At 47.7% G+C, this 24,267-nt stretch carries 26 protein-coding genes; 9 read left to right on the top strand and 17 right to left on the bottom strand.

Going from position 1 to position 24,267, the window contains the following annotated elements; all coding sequences use genetic code 11:
• Window positions 1–142: 142 nt before the first annotated feature.
• From HPY31_RS16125 to HPY31_RS16140, 4 genes are all read right to left on the bottom strand, one after another.
• Window positions 143–2,185, bottom strand: coding sequence for a methyl-accepting chemotaxis protein (locus tag HPY31_RS16125; protein ID WP_172141533.1), 2,043 nt, complete (start codon window positions 2,183–2,185; stop codon window positions 143–145).
• 213 nt (window positions 2,186–2,398) lie between these two features.
• The gene (locus HPY31_RS16130) at window positions 2,399–2,986 is read right to left on the bottom strand and encodes a DedA family protein (protein WP_172141534.1); all 588 of its coding nucleotides are present in this window, start codon (window positions 2,984–2,986) and stop codon (window positions 2,399–2,401) included.
• A gap of 189 nt (window positions 2,987–3,175) precedes the next feature.
• Window positions 3,176–3,382, bottom strand: coding sequence for a YqgQ family protein (locus HPY31_RS16135; protein WP_015892550.1), 207 nt, complete (start codon window positions 3,380–3,382; stop codon window positions 3,176–3,178).
• Window positions 3,379–3,777: a hypothetical protein gene (locus tag HPY31_RS16140; RefSeq protein WP_016743052.1), complete on the bottom strand. Its 399-nt coding sequence runs from the start codon at window positions 3,775–3,777 to the stop codon at window positions 3,379–3,381. The genes HPY31_RS16135 and HPY31_RS16140 overlap by 4 nt, the downstream gene beginning before the upstream one ends.
• Window positions 3,778–3,799: 22 nt before the next feature.
• Between HPY31_RS16140 and HPY31_RS16145 the strand changes: the two genes are divergently transcribed.
• Window positions 3,800–5,137, top strand: a complete 1,338-nt coding sequence (locus HPY31_RS16145; protein WP_371811725.1) for an MFS transporter — start codon at window positions 3,800–3,802, stop codon at window positions 5,135–5,137.
• Window positions 5,138–5,200: 63 nt separating this feature from the next.
• On the opposite strand, the gene abc-f is transcribed toward HPY31_RS16145, so the two are convergent.
• The 5 genes from abc-f to HPY31_RS16170 all read right to left on the bottom strand — a co-directional run bounded on the left by abc-f (window position 5,201) and on the right by HPY31_RS16170 (window position 10,194).
• Window positions 5,201–7,126, bottom strand: coding sequence for a ribosomal protection-like ABC-F family protein (gene abc-f / locus HPY31_RS16150; protein ID WP_172141535.1), 1,926 nt, complete (start codon window positions 7,124–7,126; stop codon window positions 5,201–5,203).
• A gap of 455 nt (window positions 7,127–7,581) precedes the next feature.
• Window positions 7,582–8,379, bottom strand: a complete 798-nt coding sequence (locus HPY31_RS16155; protein WP_172141536.1) for a stalk domain-containing protein — start codon at window positions 8,377–8,379, stop codon at window positions 7,582–7,584.
• Window positions 8,380–8,478: 99 nt separating this feature from the next.
• The gene (locus HPY31_RS16160) at window positions 8,479–9,417 is read right to left on the bottom strand and encodes an AEC family transporter (RefSeq protein ID WP_172141537.1); all 939 of its coding nucleotides are present in this window, start codon (window positions 9,415–9,417) and stop codon (window positions 8,479–8,481) included.
• Between the two features lie 13 nt (window positions 9,418–9,430).
• Complete coding sequence (locus HPY31_RS16165; protein WP_172141538.1) at window positions 9,431–9,832, bottom strand: hypothetical protein; 402 nt, start codon at window positions 9,830–9,832, stop codon at window positions 9,431–9,433.
• A 77-nt stretch (window positions 9,833–9,909) separates the two neighbouring features.
• Window positions 9,910–10,194, bottom strand: coding sequence for a hypothetical protein (locus HPY31_RS16170; RefSeq protein WP_172141407.1), 285 nt, complete (start codon window positions 10,192–10,194; stop codon window positions 9,910–9,912).
• Between the two features lie 446 nt (window positions 10,195–10,640).
• Here HPY31_RS16170 and HPY31_RS16175 point away from each other — a divergent pair, with 446 nt between their 5' ends.
• The 5 genes from HPY31_RS16175 (at window position 10,641) to HPY31_RS16195 (ending at window position 14,726) form a co-directional block, all read left to right on the top strand.
• Window positions 10,641–11,468: an amino acid ABC transporter substrate-binding protein gene (locus HPY31_RS16175; RefSeq protein ID WP_172141539.1), complete on the top strand. Its 828-nt coding sequence runs from the start codon at window positions 10,641–10,643 to the stop codon at window positions 11,466–11,468.
• Between the two features lie 80 nt (window positions 11,469–11,548).
• Window positions 11,549–12,382: an amino acid ABC transporter substrate-binding protein gene (locus HPY31_RS16180; RefSeq protein ID WP_172141540.1), complete on the top strand. Its 834-nt coding sequence runs from the start codon at window positions 11,549–11,551 to the stop codon at window positions 12,380–12,382.
• On the top strand, window positions 12,369–13,064 hold the full coding sequence (locus tag HPY31_RS16185) for an amino acid ABC transporter permease (RefSeq protein ID WP_172141541.1): 696 nt from the start codon (window positions 12,369–12,371) through the stop codon (window positions 13,062–13,064). Before HPY31_RS16180 ends, HPY31_RS16185 begins: the two co-directional genes overlap by 14 nt.
• Window positions 13,065–13,081: 17 nt before the next feature.
• A complete protein-coding gene (locus HPY31_RS16190) occupies window positions 13,082–13,816 on the top strand; it encodes an amino acid ABC transporter ATP-binding protein (RefSeq protein WP_172141542.1) in 735 nt (244 codons plus the stop codon).
• 535 nt (window positions 13,817–14,351) lie between these two features.
• Complete coding sequence (locus HPY31_RS16195) at window positions 14,352–14,726, top strand: YybH family protein (RefSeq protein ID WP_172141543.1); 375 nt, start codon at window positions 14,352–14,354, stop codon at window positions 14,724–14,726.
• Window positions 14,727–14,812: 86 nt separating this feature from the next.
• Here HPY31_RS16195 and HPY31_RS16200 read toward each other — a convergent pair whose 3' ends face one another.
• Window positions 14,813–15,583, bottom strand: a complete 771-nt coding sequence (locus HPY31_RS16200; protein WP_172141544.1) for an ANT(4')-I family aminoglycoside nucleotidyltransferase — start codon at window positions 15,581–15,583, stop codon at window positions 14,813–14,815.
• Window positions 15,584–15,752: 169 nt separating this feature from the next.
• Window positions 15,753–16,676, bottom strand: coding sequence for a LysR family transcriptional regulator (locus tag HPY31_RS16205; protein ID WP_172141683.1), 924 nt, complete (start codon window positions 16,674–16,676; stop codon window positions 15,753–15,755).
• A gap of 145 nt (window positions 16,677–16,821) precedes the next feature.
• Here HPY31_RS16205 and HPY31_RS16210 point away from each other — a divergent pair, with 145 nt between their 5' ends.
• Window positions 16,822–17,304: a DinB family protein gene (locus tag HPY31_RS16210; RefSeq protein WP_172141545.1), complete on the top strand. Its 483-nt coding sequence runs from the start codon at window positions 16,822–16,824 to the stop codon at window positions 17,302–17,304.
• Between the two features lie 42 nt (window positions 17,305–17,346).
• On the opposite strand, the gene HPY31_RS16215 is transcribed toward HPY31_RS16210, so the two are convergent.
• Together HPY31_RS16215 and HPY31_RS16220 are read right to left on the bottom strand one after the other, a co-directional pair.
• On the bottom strand, window positions 17,347–17,898 hold the full coding sequence (locus HPY31_RS16215) for a nitroreductase family protein (RefSeq protein ID WP_016743066.1): 552 nt from the start codon (window positions 17,896–17,898) through the stop codon (window positions 17,347–17,349).
• Between the two features lie 160 nt (window positions 17,899–18,058).
• Window positions 18,059–18,841: a SagB/ThcOx family dehydrogenase gene (locus HPY31_RS16220; RefSeq protein WP_064201094.1), complete on the bottom strand. Its 783-nt coding sequence runs from the start codon at window positions 18,839–18,841 to the stop codon at window positions 18,059–18,061.
• Between the two features lie 125 nt (window positions 18,842–18,966).
• Between HPY31_RS16220 and HPY31_RS16225 the strand changes: the two genes are divergently transcribed.
• Complete coding sequence (locus tag HPY31_RS16225) at window positions 18,967–19,848, top strand: LysR family transcriptional regulator (RefSeq protein WP_172141546.1); 882 nt, start codon at window positions 18,967–18,969, stop codon at window positions 19,846–19,848.
• Window positions 19,849–19,870: 22 nt separating this feature from the next.
• On the opposite strand, the gene HPY31_RS16230 is transcribed toward HPY31_RS16225, so the two are convergent.
• The 4 genes from HPY31_RS16230 to HPY31_RS16245 all read right to left on the bottom strand — a co-directional run bounded on the left by HPY31_RS16230 (window position 19,871) and on the right by HPY31_RS16245 (window position 22,722).
• On the bottom strand, window positions 19,871–20,650 hold the full coding sequence (locus tag HPY31_RS16230) for a GNAT family N-acetyltransferase (protein ID WP_172141547.1): 780 nt from the start codon (window positions 20,648–20,650) through the stop codon (window positions 19,871–19,873).
• A gap of 111 nt (window positions 20,651–20,761) precedes the next feature.
• Complete coding sequence (locus tag HPY31_RS16235) at window positions 20,762–21,145, bottom strand: hypothetical protein (RefSeq protein ID WP_172141548.1); 384 nt, start codon at window positions 21,143–21,145, stop codon at window positions 20,762–20,764.
• Window positions 21,146–21,185: 40 nt separating this feature from the next.
• A complete protein-coding gene (locus tag HPY31_RS16240; RefSeq protein ID WP_172141549.1) occupies window positions 21,186–22,166 on the bottom strand; it encodes a BtrH N-terminal domain-containing protein in 981 nt (326 codons plus the stop codon).
• Complete coding sequence (locus HPY31_RS16245; protein WP_172141550.1) at window positions 22,150–22,722, bottom strand: PadR family transcriptional regulator; 573 nt, start codon at window positions 22,720–22,722, stop codon at window positions 22,150–22,152. Before HPY31_RS16245 ends, HPY31_RS16240 begins: the two co-directional genes overlap by 17 nt.
• Before the next feature lie 237 nt (window positions 22,723–22,959).
• Here HPY31_RS16245 and HPY31_RS16250 point away from each other — a divergent pair, with 237 nt between their 5' ends.
• Window positions 22,960–24,231, top strand: coding sequence for an MFS transporter (locus HPY31_RS16250; protein WP_172141551.1), 1,272 nt, complete (start codon window positions 22,960–22,962; stop codon window positions 24,229–24,231).
• Window positions 24,232–24,267: the final 36 nt, after the last annotated feature.

The raw sequence follows: 24,267 nt of genomic DNA on the forward strand, positions 1-24,267 counted from the left end.
TTTTTGTTTGCAAAATATTGCTTTTGTTTGCTTTGTCACGAATTCATTATATTCTGACTTGTATTTTTCTGTCAACAAAGCGAACTGCTCCCATCGCATGACAGCAGCAGTTCATCATTTTGCATTTTTTTGCAAACAGGGTTTAGAGTGTGAAACGGTTGATCATTTGCTGTAATTCCTTTGCCATCTGGTTTAGCTGCTCGGCGGATGTAGAGAGCTGGTCCATCGAGATGCGCTGCTCTTCCGTTGAAGCAGCCACACCCGATGCACTTGCGGCAGATTCCTTTGCAATCAAGGACAACTGCAAAATGGATGCCGTCACCTGTTCCGTTGCCGCTGACATTTGCTCGGCAACGGAGGAAATCTCCTGAATCTGATCGGCTACATCCTGGGTAGAATCCATGATCCGGCGGAATGCTTCCCCTGTCTCATAGGCTATCTGGATGCCGGTTTCTACTTCGCGTGTTCCTTCATCCATGGCTTGTACCGCCGAGGTCGTTTCTCGTTGGATTTCGGTAATCAGGTTGGCAATTTGGTTCGCGGAATCGTTGGACTGCTCTGCCAGCTTGCGCACCTCATCTGCTACCACTGCGAAACCCCTTCCCTGTTCACCTGCACGCGCAGCTTCAATCGCTGCATTGAGCGCCAACAGGTTCGTCTGGGATGCAATGCTTGCGATGACTTCCACGATCTGTGAAATTTCTGCTGAGCGGCTATCCAACGAACGAACGACATCAGCAGAATGGCTTACGGATCGGTTGATGGAGTCCATCTGTCCTGACACCTTTTCTATGGATTGGTTGCCCGCCACCGCTTCGTTTGCCATATGTTTCGAAGATTCGGCCATCGTGGATGAGGCTTCGGCAATCCGCTGAATACCGATGGCCATCTCTTCCATCGCACGCGCACTTTCTTCGGCACTATGCTGTTGATTCTCTGTGCCGGTTGCGACCTCTTGGAACGACGACGCCACCTGACCAAAGGCAAGTCGTGCTTCATGAGACTTCTTTGCGGAAGTTTCCGAAACAGTTCCGACTTGACCGGTATAACCACTAATATTTTTCATCATTCCGTGCAAATCCGCAATGAATGCATTCACTGCTGTCGCCACGTCGCCAATCTCATCCTTGCGCCGGATTGGGATCGTCTGGGTTAAATCCTTTTTTTCCACCAGGTTGACGATGCTTGCTTTCAGCTGTAGCAAAGGGCGTGCTACCTGTCGATTGATGAACCAGTACAGAAGCACGAGGAAAATGCTGATCGAGACACCAAAAATAATCAGGCTGATGTAAAAGTATTGGGTAACCGGCCCGTTAATCTCTGCTGCGGGCATGACAGTCGCTAGCGTCATTCCTGTTTCCCCGATAGGAGCGAAGGTGACGAATTGCGTTTGACCAGCGATGGTTGCTTGCGTCATACCCGCTGCGGTTGCTTCTGTGATTTGATTGGCAATGTCCCGCAGTCCCATTTCAGATTCGTCCGTCATTTTCACCTGCAAGTTCTTTTGGGCATCGCGATGGGATACGTAAATGCCCGACTTGGAAACGATAAAACCGTAGCCTGTTTCGCCAACCTTCAGATTTTCGATGCTTTTGTTAAGCTCCGTAAGCCCAATATCCAATGTCGTCGTACCGCTGATTTTTCCTCCCACCTTAATGGGCGCAATTGCTGTCACCATAGGAACTTTGGAGATCGGGTCGGCATACGGCTCCGTCCATACATATGGCTTGTCCACCATCCCCGCCTTGTACCAATCCTGCGCGAGATAATCATAGCTGCCATCGCTATAAGCCGGATCGAGCTCTACTTTGTCGTTATTGCGGATGGCGTACCTGCCGTACAGCTTTTGCGTGCTGTCGAAGCTGTATGGCTCCATCCAAAATCCACCGCCCACAATCAAAGACTCAGACGCTACGACATCGACCAGCGTCCCTTCCATTTGCTTGATCGTTTCCTTGGAGCCATGCGAGACAGAATAAGTGAGTGTTTCTGAGAGCTTGCCTGTCTTGTCCAGCATCCCATTCAGATATGCCGCCTCTTTGGCTACCTGCATTTGTAGCTTTGCTTCTACTTCATTCGAGATAATTTGCTCAAACTGGAGAAAACCAAACACTAGCTGAAGAATAAAAATACCAATCGTGATAGCAGCCAAAATGGTTACCAGCACATTTTTTATGCTCCTCATGCAACAAAAGCCTCCCATCATACAAATTTTTAAAAATGGAAATTCATGACGCGACGACATTTGGTAATTTACCCCATTGTTACCAAATGTAAACTTCTTCTTTACAAACTTTTAAAAGTATCAGAACAGAACGATAATAAATCCGCATAAAAAAAGCGCCTGCCATCCGAAAAGCTCGTGGATAGTAGACGCCGCGCTAACAATTCATATCGGTTACGAAACAGGTGGTTGCTTATTCGTTCGAGGTCCTTTCATTCCACCAAGACGCTGTAACTGGCGAATCATGAGGAACGAAAACCCTGCAAAACAAACAATCGTCAATGTAATTTTGCTATATTGATAAACACCCGCAATCATGATATCCAGTTGATCATAGAACAAGTAGCCTGCCACATAGTAATGCAAGGTCCAAACGATACTGCTCGGCAAAAAGAATAGAAGGAACTGCCGAAACGACATTCGGCTGGCACCGGCGAGGATAGGCACGATATGACGAATAATCGGAAGAAAGATACCAAAAGCAAGCAGCCAGCCCATTGACCCGCGCAATGCCGACAGTCTATCAGCACACAAGCCCAGCCTCCGGGTCATCCAGCCAAATGCCTTCGCTCCCAGCAAGTATCCCACGCAAGAAACGATGAAAAAAACGGGGTATATGAAGGCAAATGCTGTAAAAAAGTCCGCTCCTGTATTGGCAACCTCTGCCCCCATAGTCATGACCGTAATCTCATCAGGAATGAATTTTCCCAGCATGCCTGTAACCATCTCCCAGAATAGCTCGTAATACCCTGTAAACTCCACCTGTGCCGCCTCCTTTCTCTCTGCACTCTATCCTAACGGGTAAACCTTTCAAAAGAAGACAGAAATCCTTAAGAAAAGGATAAGTATTTCTGAAGAATTTCTTACAAAATAAAATTCGGGATGCCCAAACAAAAAAACGTGTTCACCAACTACCGCTTATACACGGCTTGGCAAACACGTTCTTACGCTCTATTCTCTTCCTTCAGCCTTACGCTTGCTGCGCAACGCTGACATGGCTTCAATGAACTCTTCCTTGTCAATGACATTCAGCTCATATAGCTCCCGAATTTCATCTTCTATCAACAGCAAATCCCCTTCAGGATCACCTGTATAAATAACCAATCCGAAACGGTGCAGAAACGCCTTCAAATCGAATTCATTCGGGTTTATTTTCAATGAGCTCCCTCCAGATCGATTTCCATCCTTGCGAGGACGGCATCGTAATCAAACTCGACAGCAAAGCCGGTAATGACGATGATCTTCGCGTGTGGATACGCTTCTTGCCACGCCTCCTCCTCTTCCGGTTTCAATCCGACGATATACAAAGGGTCCGCGGATAGCTGTGGGTGTTCTTGACACAAGCGTAAAAACTCTTTGCATCTCTCCTGTTCGACAGCCGCATTCAGAACGAGGACAGCTCGCTCAACTTCTCCGGACTCTCTTTGTTTAGCCAGCAACTCAAACGTTTTGACCGAAGGCACAATGGCATTGATCTCAGGAAAACGATCGAGCACTTCATCCAGCCAATCATCTTCATGCCAGGCCAGGTAGTATAGCATCGCAGTAGACATGTAACAAACACCTCATGGATATATACTTGACAATATAGGTAGCCATTCTTGTTTCTTTTCTATTATAGCACGTCTCGCTATAACTGCCCACGCTGCTGGCTTGACTTCGCCATTTCCTTCACGTAAGGTGGAAAAAGCAAACAATTCGCTTGAACAGATTTTTGTGCGAAAAGAGGTAGACGTAGTGAATAAGAAGCACCTTGCCCTCTTGTTCTTTATTGCTTTTTTCATCATGCTCGGTTTTGGCATCATTATCCCCATTCTTCCCTTTTTCGCGGAAAAATTGGGTGCGACTTCGTTACAAATTGGCGTACTTTTTGCCAGCTACAATATTATGCAGCTGGTGTTTGCACCGATTTGGGGAGCCCTTTCAGATAGAATCGGGCGAAAGCCACTCCTATCATTTGGGCTGTTCGGCTTTTCTATCACCTTTATCCTGTTTGGACTCGCTGACAGTTATACAGAAATGCTCCTGTATCGCATTTTGGGTGGAATCGTCTCGGCTGCCGCATTGCCAACCGTAACCGCAATGGTAGCGGATCTCTTCCCTTCAGAAGAACGGGCAAAAGGGATGGGAGTCGTTGGCGCCGGGATTGGACTTAGCTTTGTCTTCGGTCCGGTCATTGGTGGACTGCTCAGCAAATTCGGCTTTGCCGTTCCCTTCTACGCTTCGGGTATCGTGGCGTTGCTTACGTTTTTCCTGATCCTGTTTTCCTTGCCAGAGAGCTTGCCGAAAGAAAAACGGGCGAATCTGCAAAAAGAACAGCGGCAAAATCCGCTTGTCTCCTTGTTCGGTTCCATGTCCTTGCTGTACGGTATTTTGTTCACCGTTTCCTTTGCTTTTTCCGGGCTGGAAACGACTTTTGCCCTGTACATAAGTGATTTGTACGGGTTTACCTCCATAGATCTCGGCTACATGTTTCTCGTCATGGGCTTGATCGCTGCCGCTGTACAGGGCGGGCTGATCGGAAGAATGGTCAAGCAGCTAGGGGAAGCAAGTGTCCTCGTCATAGGGATGATTCTTTACGGCATTGGCTTTTTCGCCATTCCGTTGTCGGGTAACTTCTGGGTGCTTGCGCTGATCCTCTCCTTATTCGGAGCGGGACAAGGCATGATCAGAGCGACAGCCACCGCAATGATCACCCAGCGAACCACCCAAGGCCAAGGCGTAACAAGTGGAGCAATCAGCTCGATGGATAGCCTAGGACGGATTTTGGGTCCATTAGCTGGTGGAGCGGTTTACCAAGTCTCCCACGGCGGTCCGTTCTTCCTCGGAGGGGTCTTAATGGTGTTGCTTCTCCTGTGGTTCGTAAGCAGCTATCGCCGCCTGCCAGAACCAAGCACACAAGCGCAATCGTAAGTCATACAAAAAGAAGCACCGCCAGCATCAACACTTTGCTGACGGTGCTATTTTTATGGCTGCCTACTGTTCCTGTAGCTCCATCCAAACTGAAAAGGTTACCTCTATCTCCTGCTGTACCTGATCAATCGACTGTTGCCAAGCCACTAACTGCTCGTAATCGGCCCCTTCACTTTGGAGCAAGGCCGTCAGTTCGCCTTTTCTTCCTTCTAATGCGGCTATTTTTTGTTCAAGCTCTGCTAGTTTATAAGGATTCGGACGTTTAGCTGTCGCATTCGTCACGACCGTCTCTTGGACTTGTTTGACTGCTGACTGCTTTCGCTCTATCTCTTCTGGCTTACCCGCACGAGCAGCCATCCTCTGTTTTTGCTTTTCCCTTGCTTCTTCATAGGAACCCACATCGTGAACCAGTCGCTTATTTTCTACCCAAAACACACCATCTGCCATCTTTTGCAGAAAATAGCGATCATGCGAGATGATAAACAACGACCCGTGGAAATCCGCCAAGGCTTCCTCCAATGTTTCTCGCGCTTCAATATCCAGATGGTTGGTCGGTTCGTCCAGAATGAGCAGGTTGATTTCCTGATGCATCATTTGGGCCAAGCGCAGTCGCATCCGCTCTCCGCCACTCAACTGCCCGATCCGCTTGAAAACTTGTTCGCCGTAAAACATAAACCGCGCCAGCAAATGTCGTGCTTCCGGTTCCGTCACGCTGGCTACCTCGCGGAAAACGTCAATCAGACGTTGGTTTTGGTCCCCTTCCAAAGCTTGCTGAGACAGGTAACCAACCTTTACGCTGCTGCCAATTTTGAGCGTACCTGCGTCTGGCTCAATTTCTCCCAGCAGCATGCGAATCAACGTGGATTTACCGCAGCCATTCGGTCCAAGCAGTGCTTTTCGCTCCCCGTAGCGCAATAAAAAGCTAGCGTCTGTAAACAACTGTTTTCCGCCAAATGTTTTCTGTACCCCCGTCGCTTTTAGCACATCCTGTCCGCTTCGGTCGGTTTTCATAAACTGCAAGCCCATGCGATCTGCTTCCATCTTCGGTCGCTCGATACGTTCAATCCGCGCCAGCGCTTTTTCCATACTTTTTGCCCTTCGGTGAAAGGCTTCGTTCGGCGGATTGGAGCGATTGCCCCATTCCTTGAGCCGCTTGATTGTCTCTTTCATTTTCTTGATTTGTTTCTGCTGTTCCTGATAGGCAGCAAACTGGCGCAGCAAGCGCTCCTCACGCTCCGTGGCGAACGCACTGTAATTGCCGATATAAAATTCAGCTTCCCCTCCGTCCACATGATAGACAGACGTGACGACCGCATCCAAAAAATAACGGTCATGGGAGATGATTAGGATCGTGCCTTGATAATTTTTTAAAAACTCTTCTAGCCACTCCATTGACTCCACATCCAAATGGTTGGTCGGCTCATCCAGGAGCAGAACATCGCTTTGTTGGCAGAGTAGCTTTGCAAGGCCAGCCTTCGTCTTTTCCCCGCCACTGAGCTGGGCAAAAGGTGTCGCTAACAGCTCCGAACTAACTCCCAATCCCTGTGTCACCTGGGTCATTTTCGTCTCCCACTGATAGCCATCCCGTTGTTCAAATTCATCTTGCAGCTTTTGATACCGTAGCATGAGGCGGTTTAGCTCTTGTTCATTTTCGTAAAGCAACCCCATCTGTTGCTCGAGCTCGCGCATCTGCTCCTGCAGCTTGATGACATCCGCAAAAGCACTGGCTACGACATCCTCCCCCGTCCACTCTGCCGGATACTTCGGCGTTTGCGGCAGGTACGCCCATATCGTTCCTTTTGCCCGAAAGAGCTCCCCAGAATCAGGACTTTCGATACCTGCCAACAGCTTGAACAACGTGGTTTTGCCTGCTCCATTCGGTCCGACGATCCCGACGCGTTCTCCTGCTTTGATTTCCAATGTGATATCTTGTAAAACCGGATCAGCTCCGTACGATTTCTGCAATTGCTGTGTCGCGACAATAATCATGATTGTTTCCTCCTTGAAATGTTGGTAACGGTTCAAAATAATGGATTTCCTGGTGGCCCCGGCACAATTTTGAGACCACACCGCACGTACGAGTGGACGCAAAAAAGCCGCAGGCCATTACCTGCGGCATCGTGAAAGGGACCGACCTTACGTCAGTTACCCATTATAGACAAGAACAAACCGCCCCTGATCGATGCATGGTACGCCTATGGAAACTCCGTTTAGTTGTATGCGCAAAAAAGGACAGACTGGTCCCGTTGAATGTAAAATCATGCGTCATACTGGAAGTTTCTACCACAAACCATGCTTGAAGAGTTCCGGACACGTACACACACCTCCATTTCTCAAGGGATAGGAAATCACAACCATATCTTACATCAGGAGTCAGACAAAAACAAGAGGGCCTGCTATGTGCTCGTCGTTAGCAGGCCCTCTGCGTCGTTTGTTCGATTTTTTTATCGGCTTCCGTTGCCCTCTGTGGGGAACAGCGGCTTCTTCGTCTCTGCATCTAGAAAGGAAATCGTCGTGTAAGGTGGCAGCTTCACTTTTGCCGCCAAATACGGATAGGAAATCACTTGCGGATACATTCTACCCGGATCAGGCTGCGTTTGTTTGACATACACAAAAAGCTGCTCCAAGCTCTGCTCGACTTTGGTTACTTGAAGTCCGTAGCCAGGATTCGGTGAGGATCCGCGTGCGATCACATAAAGATCTCCCTGCTTGTGAATGCCTTGCTGTTCTTTTACCGAATCAATAAATGTACGTTCCTGTTCTGTCAGCTTATCGGCATCGACAAGCGTAAAGGCACTCTCTTCCCCAGCAATCACAATTTCCACCGCCTTTTTCTCGGCATTCCACGTGATTTGATGTCCGGCCTGCTCTGCCATCCATCTCAACGGCACATACACTTGCTTGTCACGCACGATTGCACCCTGCCCATCTAACAGCCACTTGCCATTTAACGCTACTTTTCCTGTAACCAGTTGGAAAGTCAGCGTCCCTTTTGCCAGCTTCATTTCTCCATTCGTTGCATCTTGTTTCCAAGTGCCTCCTAAAATCCGGCTCGCATCCTCCGCAGTTACATAGGTACGCTGCTGGACGAGAATCGGTGCTTTTGCCAAGGAAGATTGCTCTCCGTTTACCAGTATCGCATTTGTCGTTGTTTGTGGTGTGCTAGTCACTGCCGCCTGCACAGGATAAGCCGTCAACACTTGCAGTGTCAGGGCAACAGCCAAAATCGATTTGCCTTTCATAGTTGTTCCTCCATCCCTCATCATCATTTTCGTCATTCTTTACTTGTTAGACATAGGTTACCTCTGATTCGTTTCACTATGACTGAGATTGGCGAGAGATTAGTGCAAAAGCCAATTTCCCATGACCAGAACAACCGGGATGGACAAGAGCGCCAGCAAGGTGGAACAAACCGTCGTCATGGCACCCATCTCCTCATCCGCCGCATAACGCCCGAACAAAATCGAGGCCAATGTCAGGGTGGGCATTGCTACTTGCACAAGGGAAACGCTGACGATCTCGCTGTCGAATGAAAAAACGGACAACAGAAACGCTGTCATCAGCGGAAAAACAACGAGTTTAAACGTGAGTGGCATGCTCAAAAGCTTTAAGGATACCTGCGGTTTGTTGCGCAAAAACATAGGCAAGAGCATACCAATATACATCATAGCTAACGGAGAGGCGAGCTTGGACAGCGTTCCAAACAGCTGCTTCACAGGCTCAGGCGGCACAAACCCGATGATGGCAGAGCCGAGTCCAAATACAATCGCGATCATCGGAATGTTGATGAGTGTCTTGAGCCCTTTCAAGGAAAAGCTTCCTTTTTCCTGGAGCATCATTACCCCTACTGTCCATAGCACAACATCCACACCTGCGTCGAAAATCGCTGCCAAGAGTGCCCCTTTTGGCCCAAATAATGCCGCACAAAGCGGTAAACCGATGAAGCCTGTATTCCCCAAGCCAGACAAGAGCGCGATCTCCCGACGTTTTTTCACAGGAAGCGGAAGAGCACGAGCACCTAACCAGCCGATGAAAATACCCAAGCAGTTCAGGATAATAGAAATGAAGAATATTGCAAAAATTTGGTATAAAATTTGTTGATCAATCGTTGTCTGAAAGATCCCGTCTAAAATAATGCACGGCATGGCTACGTTAATAATAATCGTGATGACGAGTTGGCGGGAGTCCGCAGTCAAGGGTTGTCGGTAGCCGATTAAGCTACCGATCCCAATGATGACGGCCATGATGAGGATGGACTGCTGCAACGTTTGTAGTTCCATGCTGCCCTCCTGCCTACATTTCTACCGGAAGCCATTCGAGTTTTGTCGGCTCCCCTTTTTCACATGTTCTGAGTAGATCCCCACACAAGGGAACAACCTGCTCAAGCGGAACACACCAGGAAAGGGGAAAGGCAACCTCACTACCCTCGATAACGAGCGTGGACATCACCGCCGATTGCTTGTCTGCTGCAAGGACAAAGTGCTGCTCAGCCGGCTCGTGTTCTTTCCATTGCACTAAAACTTTGCCGTTGTTCCCGCCTGCTACGACCAAATCCACATGGTCTCCATACGCTGCGTGAACCAACGTTCGGGTTACTCCATCCAATTGAGCGATTTCCTTCAGCACTTCATGCCAAGCTACATGCTTTTGCTCCATGCCACTTCCATCTGTATACATACGCCAGTCGTTTAACATGTTGATTGACTCCTTTTGTCGGTGCGCTCTCCTATGAAGAACAAGCACGTCATTGCTTGTAGGCCTTTCAATTCGTACTAATTGTACGCTTCTTGACGGGGAACCTCAACCACTACTTCTGCGCCGAGTTTTTGTCTCATAACACATAGCCACTGCATGAATGGAGAATCCTTAAAAGAGATAGCCGGTATATCGTTACTGTAGTGATGGGGAGGAAACAGGAGAAAACGCTCAGCTTCTTGTTCCACCCGCTGTGGGTTTGACTGCCCGACTCCATGCAAAAAGCGAAACCGCGTCCAAAGTGGTCCTTTCAGGATGTATTTCAGAGGTGGACGCTTAAAGGCGTGTTTCGCTTTTTGCATTCCGTCTCGGTCGGTGTACCAAAGATCTTCGCTGTTTTCTCCTGTTTCCTCTACGAGCTTTCAATGCTTACTCCGTCTTTAAAGCTTTGAAAGAATGAAGAAATATCATCAGTTACGACAGAGAAGAATATTTCCAGACGTAGCGACTTGTGGAGTCCTACCGAGCGGAGAAGGGATTCGCGGGCAAAAGAAACGCAACCGTGCCCACGCGACGTAGCGGCTACCACTTTTGCGTTTCCCCGCGAATCCCTTCGGAGCGGACAGTCTCAGCCCTCAGCAGGACGGAGCCTGAAGCCTAGACTGGAAATATTCTTCTCTTCACCGCAGCCGCATAAATCCCAATTCAAAGTAATCAAATAGGATTTAACAATTTAAAGATTGACAAAGGCATGAACGACCACTACTATGAATCCATGAAATCCGATTAACATAAAGGGGATTACAACATGAAAAAAGTCATTCTTTCTACCTTACTCTCTTGTCTGCTACTGGGAATGGTTGGCTGCAGCACTTCCGGTTCTCCTTCTCAGCCGAATAATACGACTCCGCCTGCTGATCAAGCAGCTTCGCAAAATTTGCTAGAAAAAGTGAAAGCCGAGAAGAAACTCGTCATTGGTACGGAAGGTACATACTCTCCATTTACGTACCATGATAAGTCGGGCACATTGACTGGCTATGATGTGGAAGTAATCACGGAGGTTGCCAAGCGACTCGGTGTAGAGCCTGTGTTCCAGGAAACCCAGTGGGATGCCATGTTTGCGGGACTCGACTCCAAGCGCTTTGACGTCATTGCCAATCAGGTAGGAATCCGTCCTGATCGTCAGGAAAAATACGATTTCTCCAAGCCATATACGATTTCCCGTGCGGTTTTGGTCACGCACAAGGACAATAACACCGTCAAAGACTTCAAGGATATTAAAGGGTTAAAAGCCGGACAATCCATGACCAGCAACTACGCTGACCTCGCCCGCTCCCATGAGGCAGAAATCGTCGGTGTAGACAACTTCAATCAGGCGATTGATCTGATCGCGCAAAAACGCGTGGACGTAGTGCTCAACGATAATTTGTCCGTGCTTGATTTCCTGAAGCAAAAGCCGGATACGCCAATCAAAATCGTGGCGAAAAATACAGAAGGACAACCAACCGCTTTCATGTTCCGCAAAGGTAGCACGGAATTGATTGATGCCGTTAACAAGGTGCTCGATGAGATGCAGCAGGATGGTAGCCTTTCCAAAATTTCCGTTAAATGGTTCGGCGAAGATATCACGAAGTAATACTTACTCATTGACAAAATTGTCTGTCCCTTTTAGTATGTTCCTATTCAAATTCACATCGGTTTAGTGGGGGTTACTTTATGAAAAAACTATTATTTTCCCTTCTCGCTTCCACTCTGTTAGTCGCATTGGCAGGTTGCGGGTCGTCTTCAACAGGACAATCACCGCAAAATAGTGCCGCTCCTGCCCCAACAGAAGAGAAAAAAGAACAAAACTTGTTGGAAAAAGTAAAAGCTGACGGTAAAATGCTGATCGGAACCGAGGGCACATACGCCCCGTTTACGTTCCACGATCAGTCTGGCAAGCTGACAGGCTATGATGTGGAGGTCGTGACAGAGGTAGCGAAGCGCATCGGCGTCGAACCTGTGTTTCAAGAAACACAATGGGATGCCATGTTCGCTGGACTTGACTCCAAGCGCTTTGATGTCGTAGCGAATCAGGTAGGCATTCGCCCTGATCGTCAGGAAAAATACGATTTCTCCAATCCATATACCGTTTCCACAGCAGTCCTTGTCACCCATAAAGATAACACGACCGTAAAAGGCTTTGTGGATATTAAAGGTCTGAAGGCAGCGCAAACATTGACGAGCAACCTCACAGATATCGCGAAGAAAAACGGAGCGGAAATCGTCGGTGTGGAAGGCTTTAACCAAGCGATTGACCTGCTTGTTTCCAAGCGTGTAGATGTTACGATCAACGATGGGATTTCCCTGTTGGACTTCATGAAGCAAAAGCCTGATGTTCCGATCAAAATTATCGCAAAAGATCCGAACGTAGCGAAAAACGGCTTCCTCTTCCGCAAGGGCAGCACAGAGCTGGTTGATGCATTCAACAAAGCACTGGATGACATGACGAAAGATGGTACCCTCGCAAAAATATCAGAGAAATGGTTTGGTGCAGATGTCTCTAAATAGCTTCTTTGAAAACCCAGAACGCCTGAACCGATGGATCGATATCGCGCAAAGCTCCTTTCTTCCTCTGTTGAAAGGAGCCTTGCTCTATTCTTTAACAATCGCCATCGCTGCCTTTTTCATTGGTCTGATCCTTGCCGTTCTCACTGCGCTGGCACGACTATCCGGCATTAAGCCGCTGATTGGCATCGCCCGCTTTTATGTATCGATCATTCGCGGTACCCCATTATTGGTCCAATTGTTCATCATTTTTTATGGCTTGCCGAGCGTCGGCTTGATGATCGATCCGATACCATCAGCAATCATCGGCTTCTCTCTCAGCGTCGGTGCCTACTCTTCCGAAGTAGTACGTGCCGCGATCTTGTCGATTCAAAAAGGGCAATGGGAAGCAGCCTACTCTCTGGGAATGACCTACTGGCAAGCACTTCGCAGGGTCGTGCTCCCTCAGGCAACTCGCGTCTCCATTCCTCCTTTGTCCAACTCGTTTATCAGTTTGGTCAAGGATACTTCGCTGGCTTCGGTCGTTCTCGTACCGGAGATGTTTCGCAAAGCCCAAGAAGTCGTCGCTGCGACATATGAGCCGTTGCTCGTCTATGCGGAAGCGGCCCTTATCTACTGGGTGATTTGCTTCGTACTCTCCATTATCCAGGATCGCATCGAAAACAAGCTGGACCGTTATGTCTAAAAAGCAGGTGAAAACGAATGATTACGATTACGGATGTGCATAAACAATTCAACACCTTACATGTGCTCAAAGGCATTTCCCTCTCAGTGGAAAAAGGAAAGGTAGTCGTTATCATCGGTCCTTCTGGCTCTGGGAAAACAACCTTGCTTCGTTGCCTGAATGCACTTGAGGTTCCGACCAGCGGCAGCGTCCAGATCGGGGACGTCAAGCTGGACTTTTCCAAAAAAGTAGAGAGAACAAGTATTCCGAAGCTGCGAAAGCAAACCGGGATGGTGTTTCAAAACTACAATCTGTTCCCGCACATGACAGCCCTTGAAAATGTGATGGAGGGGCCCGTCACTGTCAAAAAAGAAGACAAAGAAAAAGCTCGTGCGAAAGCCGCTGCTCTCCTGAAAAAGGTTGGTCTCGGAGACAAGCTGGACCATTTTCCTGCACAGTTGTCTGGCGGACAGCAGCAGCGCGTAGGGATTGCTCGGGCACTGGCGATGGACCCGCAAGTCATGCTATTTGACGAGCCTACTTCCGCTCTCGACCCGGAGCTCGTTGGCGAAGTGTTGAAGGTGATGAAGGAGCTTGCCCAGGAAGGAATGACAATGATCGTCGTCACGCACGAGATGGGGTTCGCCCGCGAAGTTGCCGACGAGGTGATTTTCATGGACCAAGGCGTCATCGTGGAGCGAGATACCCCTTCCCATTTGTTCGCAAAGCCGCGTGAGGAACGCACACGTCAGTTTTTGCAGCATTTGAAGTAGTAACCAGAAAAAAGACTCTGTCTCTCGTATAAGAGCACAGAGTCTTTTCTTTGCAATCGTACCTTAATCATCAAAGAAGCAAATCACTAGAAAAATAATAATGAGAATCCAAATGAACCCGCCACCAAAAAAGCCGAAACCATCGCGATTACAACCCATGATCTTCTCTCCCCCTCTCATTGAGATCAGATGGAAGCACCGATCTGCTGGCAAGGATCAGTACTGCATTCAGCTTATGACAGTCGCATCTCCCCTGTATGGATGCCTGTCTATCCTAGCGATCAAAAAGAAAAAAAACGGGTGCTTGCCCCTCGGCATTTAGACAAAACCTAAAAATTAACAAATGCTTCATGTTCTCTCTACTCTTCCTTAACATCAGACAACTATCATGAATGTGTCAGACCCTACGATGGACATTACGTCCTCCATTTCCGCCCGAATAGCCCCCTTCTACATCGGGCGGGCTTTTTTTCTTTGCCGCAAACCTATAAAATATGGATAAATAGACCATTTTCAGCGGAGAGAGGGATCATTTGTGGAAGGGTTTAAACAGGCGTTAGCGCAATATATAGATGCTACTAATACACATGACTTTGCCAATGTAGAGAAAGTGCTTCATCCGAATGCCATTTACTGGTTTTCCGACAAGACTTGTACATCCATGAGTGAGATCCGCGCTTACTTTGAAAATGCATGGCATCTGATCAAGGATGAAGTCTATGCGGCTACAGATGTCCAGTGGATTGCTGTCGATCAAAGATCCGCTAGCTGTGTATATACGTATCAATATGAAGGCTATTACAACGGGGAATTCGTCAAGGGAAGTGGCAGAGCCACGAATATTTTCACGAAAACGGAGACAGATGAATGGAAGCTCATTCATGAGCATTTGAGCGGCAAAGTTGAGTAAGCAAAAAAGAAAAGCCTCGCTAGGAAGCAAGGCTTTCTTGGAAAGTTGAGACCTCTACGTTACAAGGGGTCTCATTTTTTTACCCATTAAAAAGGGATTCGCTCTGAATGAATTACATAGTGATGCTGCGCTGCCCACTCTTGGAGACCATCCCAGAATGCTTCGCAAGCGCTAACGATTTTTGCTGGATCGGTCAGATCCCCCGCCATTACCAATCTGGCTACCTGATCGAATCCAGCCGGGCGATGAGGCAATTCCAGCGCTTCTGGCAAAACCTTAGCACCTGTCGAGTAAAGCTTTCGGTTATGCAGCCCGATCAACATCGCACCGTATTGGGCAAATTGCATGGCCAAATAGGGCAGATAGGTATGTGGGCCGTCTAGATGTACGTTTCGCAACTTGCCAATAAACTCGTACATTTCCCCTACGAGAATACCGTTGATATTCTCTGTGAACTCTTCCTGCGACGGTGATTCTGCTGCTTTTTTGAGCGTTTCAAAAAAGCCCTTCGGATCGTACAGACTCAGCGGAGAAAAGAATGGGCCATGTGTCAGCGGCCAGTCATCTTCGACAGTAGCGGCAGTGTTCAGCAAAACATCTGCACTGCACACATTCACTTCCGCCTTCCAAGGTCCCGCTGACCATTCGTAGCTAAATTCTATTTCTTCCCCTGTTTCTTCTAGTACACAAAACATCTCGATATCTGAATAAGGGCCGTCTGTCCCACGAGAAATAGAACCATACACCCCAATGGCCAGAATCTTTTCTTTGTACACGTCATGCAATCTCGCAGCAATTTCTTGGCAGGTTTGAAATCGTTCACTTCGAGAAATTTTTACAGGTCCATTCATGTTCATTTACGTACATCTCCCTTGATATTTTTTGAGGTGAGCTGACACAAATACATGAATGGAGGACCTCGGGATTAACGGGGGACTTTTTTTGGATGCATGTGAACTTCCTCCCATCGACCAGATCGTACAGTTTGTCATGATATGCATTTATTTTACCAAGGAAAGGAAAATCTTACGAGTGATGATTATGGATGGCGGAAGCCTGGGCGTTGTCGATGGCCGATTGAATATACGCTTGTAGCGTATCGATGAAGGTACGAGCGGCGAACCCCATATATTTATCCTTGCGATAAACCAAACAGATGTCTTGGCTGGGTGTCGGATGCAAGAGATTGATGATCGCAATCTCGTCGTCGTTTACGTTTTGCAACAATAAGCTCGGCAGGATACAGCCCCCGATCCCCTTTTTTACAAGACTCAATTGAGACTGGAGTGTAGTTGTTTCGATATGAGGCTGCAAACGAAAGCCTTCCTGTATGCAATAGCGATTGATGAGCTGTCTTGCTTGATGATCCGGCGGAAACATCACCATTTTTACCTCTTGAAGCTGCCCAAACTTGATTGCCTTTTCCTTGGCGAGTGGATGGGCGCGATGAACGGCAAGCGCGAACTCTTCGTGAAATAGCGGAATGACAGTGATTCTCTCATCCGGCTCAGGTAACACCGTCACGCCCAAATCAATCTCGCCGGATGTGATTTGCTCCACGATTCTTGTAGACTCTATGACGGATAAGGATGTTTTCGGATACAAGCGGTGGAATTCTACAAGAAGAGCATCAAACAACAAGTCGGCATCGCCAGGCAGGACACCGATCGTGAGCGTGCCCCCTTCGTTGTTTTTCATGGCTGCAATTGCTTCACGTGCGTAGTCGATATGGGAAAAAACATGCCGACTCTGCTCCAGCAATACCTTTCCTGCTTCTGTCAGCGTGATTCGCTTGCCCAAGCGGTCAAACAGCGGGACACCCAGCTCGTTCTCTAAAAACTTGATTTGCTGGCTGAGATTGGACTGAGAGGTACATAACTTTTCTGAGGCCCGGGAAAAATGCATTTCCTCACATATTGCCATAAAATACTCCAATTGCCTGAGCTCCATTGCTTCACCCCTTGCGCCCATGATCATTTTTACTAATCATTCTAATCGGAAAAGCATGATTGTTGCGTTTTCCCCTACGACGTACACTTTAGATGACGGTAAGAGCGCTGTCAATCATAGGAAAATGATAGGGAGGTTTTGTCTCATGTCTCAAAGCATGATCACTTCTGCCACATCCGTTCGTCAAATTGGTCTGCAGCAGATTCCCATGATTCCTGAGGAGCTTTTGGATGTTCAATCCCCTGCTTTTTCAAATACACTTCGCTGGAATATCGGGCATATCGTCTTTTGTTTTCAGCATTTCCTTTCCATTGGCTTGCCTTACCAATCTGACCTGCCCGCTTCTTACGCTACGCTTTTTCAGACGGGAACGAAGCCTTCTGACTGGACGACTGCACCTCCCTCGAAAGATGAACTGATTCACTACTTGTCCGTACAACTAGATCTGCTGGCCTCCGTTACCCCTGAGCAGCTAGAAGCAGCTTTGCCTGCCTCCATTACAATGGGTCCCTTCCAGTTTACGACGGTAGGAGAGGTCTTTAACTTTGCCGTCATGCACGAGTCCATCCATCTAGGAATCATTTCCACCATGGTAAAAGTCATCGCACAGGAAGCAGCAGCAAAGTAGTTACAAAAAAACGAGACCCTCGAATGGTCTCGTTTTTTTCGTTTATTCGAACCGAGTGAACTTTTCTTCGGCAGGTGTGCGTGTGCGAGCTGCTGGTACATTTTCCTGATCGAAAAAACCGAGGTGCAGGAAGCCAACGATTTTCTCTCCTGGCGCAACACCCAAGATGGCGTGTGCCTTCGGGTCCCAGTTGTGCGCGTTTGTTTTCCAGACGACGCCTAGTCCACGCTCCCATGCAAGCAACTGGAAGTTTTGAATGAGAGCAGCCGTCGCACTGAAATCTTCTTCCCATTGTTTTTGGCGCGGATCTTCTTTCATGATAACAACCAAATAAGCTGCTGGCTCGTTGTACATGTCTCTGCGCGCCTGATGGGCTTCTGGCGGATAGCAGGTGATCAACTTCTCGACAAACGCTTCTTTTTTCTCTGAAGATACAAACATAAATCTCCATGGCTCACGCATACAATGGTTCGGCGCGTACACTGCGTCATTCAACAGCTCCAGAACAAGTTCTTCGGGCACAGTATCTGGCTTATAGTCTTTTTTTATAGAGCGGCGCTCTCGAATAATTTTGGCAATGGACACAAAGGTCACCCTCTTCTCTTGACTTCCAAACTTTGATAATGGTTATCACTCTTATTTAGAACATATGTTATCGTGTACACTCGGCAAAATCAAGTAAGAAGTAAACGAAACTGCACACCATCATGAATGAAAAAAGGATGCGGCTGTTTATGCCCATCCTTTTTCGTGCTTATTCCGGTCGTCGGTCCGTCAACCAATGCCCGCCTGCGATTTTGCCCACTGATGCCATCAACACAGACAGATGGGACGTGCCGTCAATGCCTAAATATTCGTTCATGTCATGATCCATCCAGTGACCAATCGTCGTTACCCCAAGCCCCAATCCGTTTGCTACCAAATGCAGATTTTGCGATACGTGCCCGGAATCCCACCAAATATAGCGGTACGCACGCTCTTTGTATTTGTCTTTCGTGCGATCTACCATCGCTGTCCAAACGAAATTGACAGCAGCCCGTCTCGTCACCTCTTGTTCTTCCGTGAACAGATAGGCAATCTCGGACGTGTCTTCTCTCTTCAGTCCTTCCAAGCACCAATTCTGTACATCCAGGTGATACAGGCCCTTCTCGAGTCCCTCCACGTTGTTGATCATCAGGTACGTCTCAATCGGATATAGGGCCCCGGCAGACGGCGTCGTGCGTAATTGATAGTCTCCCATATCATCTGTGATACCCTGTGTCCCCCACAGCAAGAGATTCAATTCGTTAAGCGTCATAGGCTGCTTCAAGAAATTACGCTTGGATCTTCGATTGGCGAGGACCTCCCACAAATCGACGGATGCTGGAAACTGCGGCTTGCCCAATTCTATGCGTGCAAATACCTCTTCATAGCGTAAATACGTCGCTGGTCTTTTTGAAAAATCGTAACGAGAGGCCCAGCCTTTTTCCAGCTCGCCCACCCGGTAAGAGGTCGCCTCGATAAATTCATTTGCAATTCGTTGCCATTCGGGATGCATCTATGTTCCTCCTCGTATGTGCTTGGTGGTGATGTCTTTTACTATACGAAGCTCTTTTCCATTAGTAAAACAATGATTTATAATATTTTTCATAAGATAAAACTAATGAAAGGGAACAAGGAGACATGACGCTTACCCAACTGCAAGTGTTTGTCGCCGCAGCAAAAGCTGGTAGCTTCACGCGGGCAGCAGAAGAAATTGGCTTTACGCAATCCGCCGTCTCGCAGATGATTCAGTCCCTGGAAAAAGAGCTAGGTGTCAGCCTTTTTCAGCGCAGTCGCAGCGGGATTACTCCGACGAGCATCGGAGAACGAATGCTTTCGCACGCTCGCGATATTTTGAACATCACATCCTGCATGACGGAGGAAGCAAACGTGGCCCGCGGGATTTCGTCCGGTACCTTGCGTATTGCCTCGATCCCCAGCGTCGCCTCCCGCTTTTTGCCTGGACTTTTGGGCAGCTTTCGCAAGCGGTTTCCGGCCGTGGACATCCTGCTTTTGGAAGGCGACAGTGATGAAATTAGCAATTGGCTGCACAGCTCGGTTGTCGACATTGCTTTTACCGTTATGCCTGATAAGGAAATGCAAACGTTGCCGCTCTTGCAAGACGAAATGATGGCCATTTTGCCAGATACCCATCCGTTGAAAGATAGTCAGACCCTTCGTTTTTCCGAAATTGCGGAACGCTGCTTTATCATGCCAAAGGATGGCTGCATCCGAAAAATGCTGCAAGAGAATCACATCACCCCAACGGTTACGTTTGAAGTGCGTGAGGTGTATACGATTTTGACCATGGTGCAGGAGTATATCGGCGTCACCATCATGCCTGAGCTGTACATGCCACCTGTCATCCCCAAAGTCGTCGCGATCCCCCTGTCGCCCCCGATTACAAGGGAAGTAGTGCTCGCGGTGCGCAACTGGCAGTCGATCTCCCCACTCACGGCAGAGTTCGCCGTTCACAGCCAGCAATATGTAAAAGGCATGGATTTCACGTCAACGAGCAAGTAGTCACACGAACTAAAGCCCTCGCCTATTGGGATGGGCGGGGCTTTTGATGTGCGAGAAGCTCTGTCAGCCATTTTTCAAATTTATTGGCACTCATGATTTCATGGGTAATAAATTCCCCCTGATAAAACAGGCCAAAGGTCGTCCATATGACAGGCGCGTTCTGTGCTGCTTCCCTCGTTGTCAGCTTGTACGCATGAAAGGGAACACTTTTCGCTTCCGCTACTTTTCTCAGCTCTTCCAAAACACCAACAGCAAATGGACACTGCGCTGTGTAATAAATGGTGACGCCTTTCTCCGTTGAAGAAGTCGTTCCTGTTTTCTTAAAGGACGGCATAGCGGCTTGTTCATTCCATTTCCATGCCACTAATTGAAAATACGGTTCTGCTTGGTCTGCCAGCTCAAACCCCATATGCTCAAAAAAACGCCTCTCACTCAAATACGGGTACTTGTTCTTCCCTACGATATGAACGATTCCGTCCATACCACGTTTGATGGCATCTTCCTTGCAATGATGCAACAATTGTTTCGCATGCCCGTTCTCTTTATATCTGCCAGACACCCACAAACAGTTAATGTACATATAATTGGGCGCTTCAATTGGAACCCATGCCATTTCCGCAGGCAAGTACTCAATAAACACTTTTGCTCGCTCATCCAAGCGATAAAAAACCAACCCTTCATCCATTCGCTCTGTCAGCCACTTCTTCTTCTCGGCTACTGAATGTTCGTATTGTTTTGCACCTAATGCACAGCATATGTGCTCCGTTTCTATATTCTTTTTCGTGATTTCTATATACCCCATTGTTTACCGCCTCCACCTTTCCTCTGCTTTTATCTATGATCGCGGACGAGAATTTTAGATAAAAGTGGTTGGTTTCTGGTAGCTGAGTAGTCATCTATATTTTACCACTTCTTAAAGCTCTATTTCACCTGCTTGATCTTGCTCTAGATGAACGAGTGGAACAGGAGAGTAAATAAACGTATCCCCGTCGTTTTCAAGCTTGTACATGATACAAAACAAAGCTGATCCTCGATGATCGCCACTCGGTATGGAGAAAATCATGGCTGGACAGCGCAGCTCAGCAGAATGGACGCTTGCACACAGATCTTTATAAGTCACAGCAGCAAGGTTATCGATATCAACGAGATGCTGTTGACAATCCCCAATAACTTTCCTGTAATACTCTATATTCTGATGATACTTATTCGCAAAGCTCTGCTTATACTCCTCAATGCTAAGAAAGCAACACTCCCAATCCAAAGGTGGGATACTTAACACATAGCGATAGAACTTCAACTTTCTGATTCCTCCTCCGTTACAAGTAAGTGTAAGACTATCACAACAATAGCTCCATGGCTGCGCGTTCTTTATCCGCAATCTCGAGCAACAGCTTAGACACATGCACGAGCTCTTGGTGCTCACCTGTTCTTCCTGCATGGTCGATTGAAGCAGAGACGCTAACCCACATTGGAGCGATCTCTGTAAACATACAGTGGGCTTGTTCGATCCTCGGATCCTCCAGTCGATCAGCACATTCTCTCAAATAATCCCTATACAAATTCCGAAATAAAGCGCCGCCGGTTCCCGCCCGCTCCATTAGCGTCGCGGTAAGACATAAATCATGTTCGAAATGATTGCTGCGAGAAGGCCACTTCAAGATTTCATTGCTCATTTTCACAATGCCTCTATTGCCAATATTCTGAATCGGAGGGTTCAGATAGTCATGCGCATTCATGGTCAAGGATTCGCGTATAGCAGGAACAAGCGGGAGCAATGCGTCGTTTAGCTCGATCGTAAAGGAACGATTCCGGGAGCTCATGGGTCCCTTTGCATTTCTGGCAGCGGCCAAGCTTGTCAAACTCGTCTTCACAAGTCCACCCTGTTGTCTGGTGTCCGCCAAGTAGGCGTATTCGTCATCTATACCGTAAAGTACCGCATAGTGACCGGCGAAGTGCACTTTGTTCGTAAAATAATCCAAGTAATAGGAATCTAATTTAAGCCCAACCGGAATGCCGTGTTCGATGCTGCTTCGGACGTTCTGCCACGCCTTATTGACGGACGAGGTTTCTTGATATTTGACGTTCAAGCCGAGTCGTTCGGCGAGATTAGCGGTCAGTTTATCCGGTTTTACCCTTCCTCCGATGAAAGGGAAGTCCATTCCCTTCGAATCCCAGTATATGAACCCAAGCCCTTGCCCGAGTCCGAACAACATCGGCTCAGACAGGCGGACTCCCGCATATTGCATTAAATTGCCCATGGCGGTTGTTTCGCAATGTTCGCCTTGATAAGGAATGAAGCCTTCAATAAATTTGACCATGTCTACTTGCCTCCTCCAATAATTCATGGATGAAACGACTAACAAACGCTTGCTCGCTCTCGATTAAGCTGAGTGGATGCAAGAACAACGCCCTTACATTCAGCGGCAAGCTAGCTCCGCCTTGTGATTCGTACTTCTGTCTTATTTTTATCGAGGCTTGACCAAGAAAATCTAGTCGTTTCCGTAAAGCAATGACGGCCTCTTCCTTCCCGATATGGGGCAAAGCGGCCAAACCGAGATCGAAGCGGTTGTCACGTTCCCGTGTAGACGACAGACTATCAAGAATTTCATTTCTCAGCTTACGTATACCCATTTCGGTGAGGGCAAACCGGGTCGGCGCTGGCCCCTTGCCGGATTTCTCGTCGGATGTCTCAGGTGAGATCCATCCTTTATCGCTAAGCTTCTTCAATCCTGTATATATCGAAGTTGTACCGATATTTGCCCATTCTTTATAACCTCGCTGCTCGACTACCTTCATAATATCGTATCCGGAAGCTTGACGATGTTCCGCGATCAATTGCAGGAGCATGAATTCGACATTCGATAATGTATGCATACAGAGACTCCTTATCTCGAGTATTTCATATATGGAATATAACGTAGGTGTAATAAAAATTCAATAACCGAATCTGCTGCGGCACTTGAGCTCGCGGCATCGACTGATCATGCCTATCTTTTTTGACGTCGTGCTTTGACTATGATAATGAAAGCGCAAGATCTTGAAACGTAATTTCCCCTATACTAAAAACACGAAAAATGGCAATTAGTTGTGACGAAAAATGGGGGAACGAACATGAGTAACAAGGTGGAAGGGTTGTTAACGAACACAGATTTTCGCAGGCTCTGGATTGGGCAAACGGCATCACAGTTTGGGACTCAGGTTGCATTATTAGGAATGCCACTAGTGGCAGCTCTCTATTTAGGGGCCAGTCCCATGCAAATGGGGTTGCTTGGTTTTGCCGAGTATGCGCCATTTATCCTTTTCGGTTTGCTCGCTGGTGTGTGGATAGACAGATTTCCCCGGCGACCCATTCTTGTCGCCGCTAACTTTTTCAGGGGTGCATTACTGCTCATTGTGCCGCTGACAGCCTTAACCGGATTCCTGAATATGACAGTGCTATATTTGATTGCCTTCATAGTGGGGATCTGTACTGTCTTTTTCGATGTTGCCTATACATCCTTTTTGCCTTCCATAGTGAGCAAGGAGCAGCTTGTTGACGGGAATAGCAAACTAGAGACAAGTAAATCTACCGCACAAATTGCTGGGCCGGGCTTATCAGGTGGACTGGAACAGTTAATCACCGCTCCTTTTGCCATATTGTTCACGTCGGTATCCTTTTTTGTATCCGCTGTGTACATAGCCCGGATTCGCACGTTGGAGACAGTCGTGACAGATGCGAAAAAACAAAAAAACATGTGGCTGGAAATCAAAGAAGGGCTGCATACGGTTTACACAAAACCATTGCTGTGGGGAGTGGTGCGCTGCTCAACAATCTTTAACCTTTCCTGGAATGTTATTTTTAGTGTTTATGTTCTTTATGCATCGCAAGAACTCAAAATCAGTGCGAGCATTGTTGGCATCATTTATGGAACGCTAGGAGTAGGGTACCTATTTGGCTCCCTGCTTGCCCAAAGGGCTGTACGTCGTTTTGGAGTAGGTCCAACTATTGTGGGTTCCGCTACGATCGCAGCAAGTGGCGGTTTGCTTGCTCCATTAGCAGTAGGATCAGAAGTAAGCATGGCGTTGATTATGATGACGGGACAGCTTCTTTTCGGAATGGGTGTCTCCATGTTTAGCATTAGTACCGTCAGTTTACGTCAAGTAATTGTACCCGATGCCCTGCAAGGTCGCGTGAATGCTACCTTTCGCTTTATCTCGTGGGGTTCTTTACCGCTTGGTTCGTTAATTGGAGGGATGCTAGGGGGAGCAATGGGCTTACGGTTCGCTTTATTTGCGGGTGGCATTGGACTGTTAGCTTCGGCTTGTACATTATTGTTCACCCCATTTTTACAACTACGTATGAAATCATTTCATGAATTAACATTGGAAAAAGATGTGTCATAAAGAGCTAAGGAGTGCCTTAAGAAGTATGAAACTAAC

This window comes from Brevibacillus sp. HB1.3, assembly GCF_013186635.1.
Lineage (GTDB): Bacteria > Bacillota > Bacilli > Brevibacillales > Brevibacillaceae > Brevibacillus > Brevibacillus brevis_D.

Excerpts from the sequence above, each read along its gene's own strand:
- HPY31_RS16125 (WP_172141533.1), bottom strand. The coding sequence starts at position 2,185 with ATGAGGAGCATAAAAAATGTGCTGGTAACCATTTTGGCTGCTATCACG.
- HPY31_RS16140 (WP_016743052.1), bottom strand. The coding sequence starts at position 3,777 with ATGTCTACTGCGATGCTATACTACCTGGCCTGGCATGAAGATGATTGG.
- abc-f (WP_172141535.1), bottom strand. The coding sequence starts at position 7,126 with ATGATTATTGTCGCGACACAGCAATTGCAGAAATCGTACGGAGCTGAT.
- HPY31_RS16155 (WP_172141536.1), bottom strand. The coding sequence starts at position 8,379 with ATGAAAGGCAAATCGATTTTGGCTGTTGCCCTGACACTGCAAGTGTTG.
- HPY31_RS16160 (WP_172141537.1), bottom strand. The coding sequence starts at position 9,417 with ATGGAACTACAAACGTTGCAGCAGTCCATCCTCATCATGGCCGTCATC.
- HPY31_RS16165 (WP_172141538.1), bottom strand. The coding sequence starts at position 9,832 with ATGTTAAACGACTGGCGTATGTATACAGATGGAAGTGGCATGGAGCAA.
- HPY31_RS16170 (WP_172141407.1), bottom strand. The coding sequence starts at position 10,194 with ATGCAAAAAGCGAAACACGCCTTTAAGCGTCCACCTCTGAAATACATC.
- HPY31_RS16175 (WP_172141539.1), top strand. The coding sequence starts at position 10,641 with ATGAAAAAAGTCATTCTTTCTACCTTACTCTCTTGTCTGCTACTGGGA.
- HPY31_RS16180 (WP_172141540.1), top strand. The coding sequence starts at position 11,549 with ATGAAAAAACTATTATTTTCCCTTCTCGCTTCCACTCTGTTAGTCGCA.
- HPY31_RS16185 (WP_172141541.1), top strand. The coding sequence starts at position 12,369 with ATGTCTCTAAATAGCTTCTTTGAAAACCCAGAACGCCTGAACCGATGG.
- HPY31_RS16190 (WP_172141542.1), top strand. The coding sequence starts at position 13,082 with ATGATTACGATTACGGATGTGCATAAACAATTCAACACCTTACATGTG.
- HPY31_RS16200 (WP_172141544.1), bottom strand. The coding sequence starts at position 15,583 with ATGAACATGAATGGACCTGTAAAAATTTCTCGAAGTGAACGATTTCAA.
- HPY31_RS16205 (WP_172141683.1), bottom strand. The coding sequence starts at position 16,676 with ATGGAGCTCAGGCAATTGGAGTATTTTATGGCAATATGTGAGGAAATG.
- HPY31_RS16210 (WP_172141545.1), top strand. The coding sequence starts at position 16,822 with ATGTCTCAAAGCATGATCACTTCTGCCACATCCGTTCGTCAAATTGGT.
- HPY31_RS16220 (WP_064201094.1), bottom strand. The coding sequence starts at position 18,841 with ATGCATCCCGAATGGCAACGAATTGCAAATGAATTTATCGAGGCGACC.
- HPY31_RS16225 (WP_172141546.1), top strand. The coding sequence starts at position 18,967 with ATGACGCTTACCCAACTGCAAGTGTTTGTCGCCGCAGCAAAAGCTGGT.
- HPY31_RS16230 (WP_172141547.1), bottom strand. The coding sequence starts at position 20,650 with ATGGGGTATATAGAAATCACGAAAAAGAATATAGAAACGGAGCACATA.
- HPY31_RS16240 (WP_172141549.1), bottom strand. The coding sequence starts at position 22,166 with ATGGTCAAATTTATTGAAGGCTTCATTCCTTATCAAGGCGAACATTGC.
- HPY31_RS16245 (WP_172141550.1), bottom strand. The coding sequence starts at position 22,722 with ATGCATACATTATCGAATGTCGAATTCATGCTCCTGCAATTGATCGCG.
- HPY31_RS16250 (WP_172141551.1), top strand. The coding sequence starts at position 22,960 with ATGAGTAACAAGGTGGAAGGGTTGTTAACGAACACAGATTTTCGCAGG.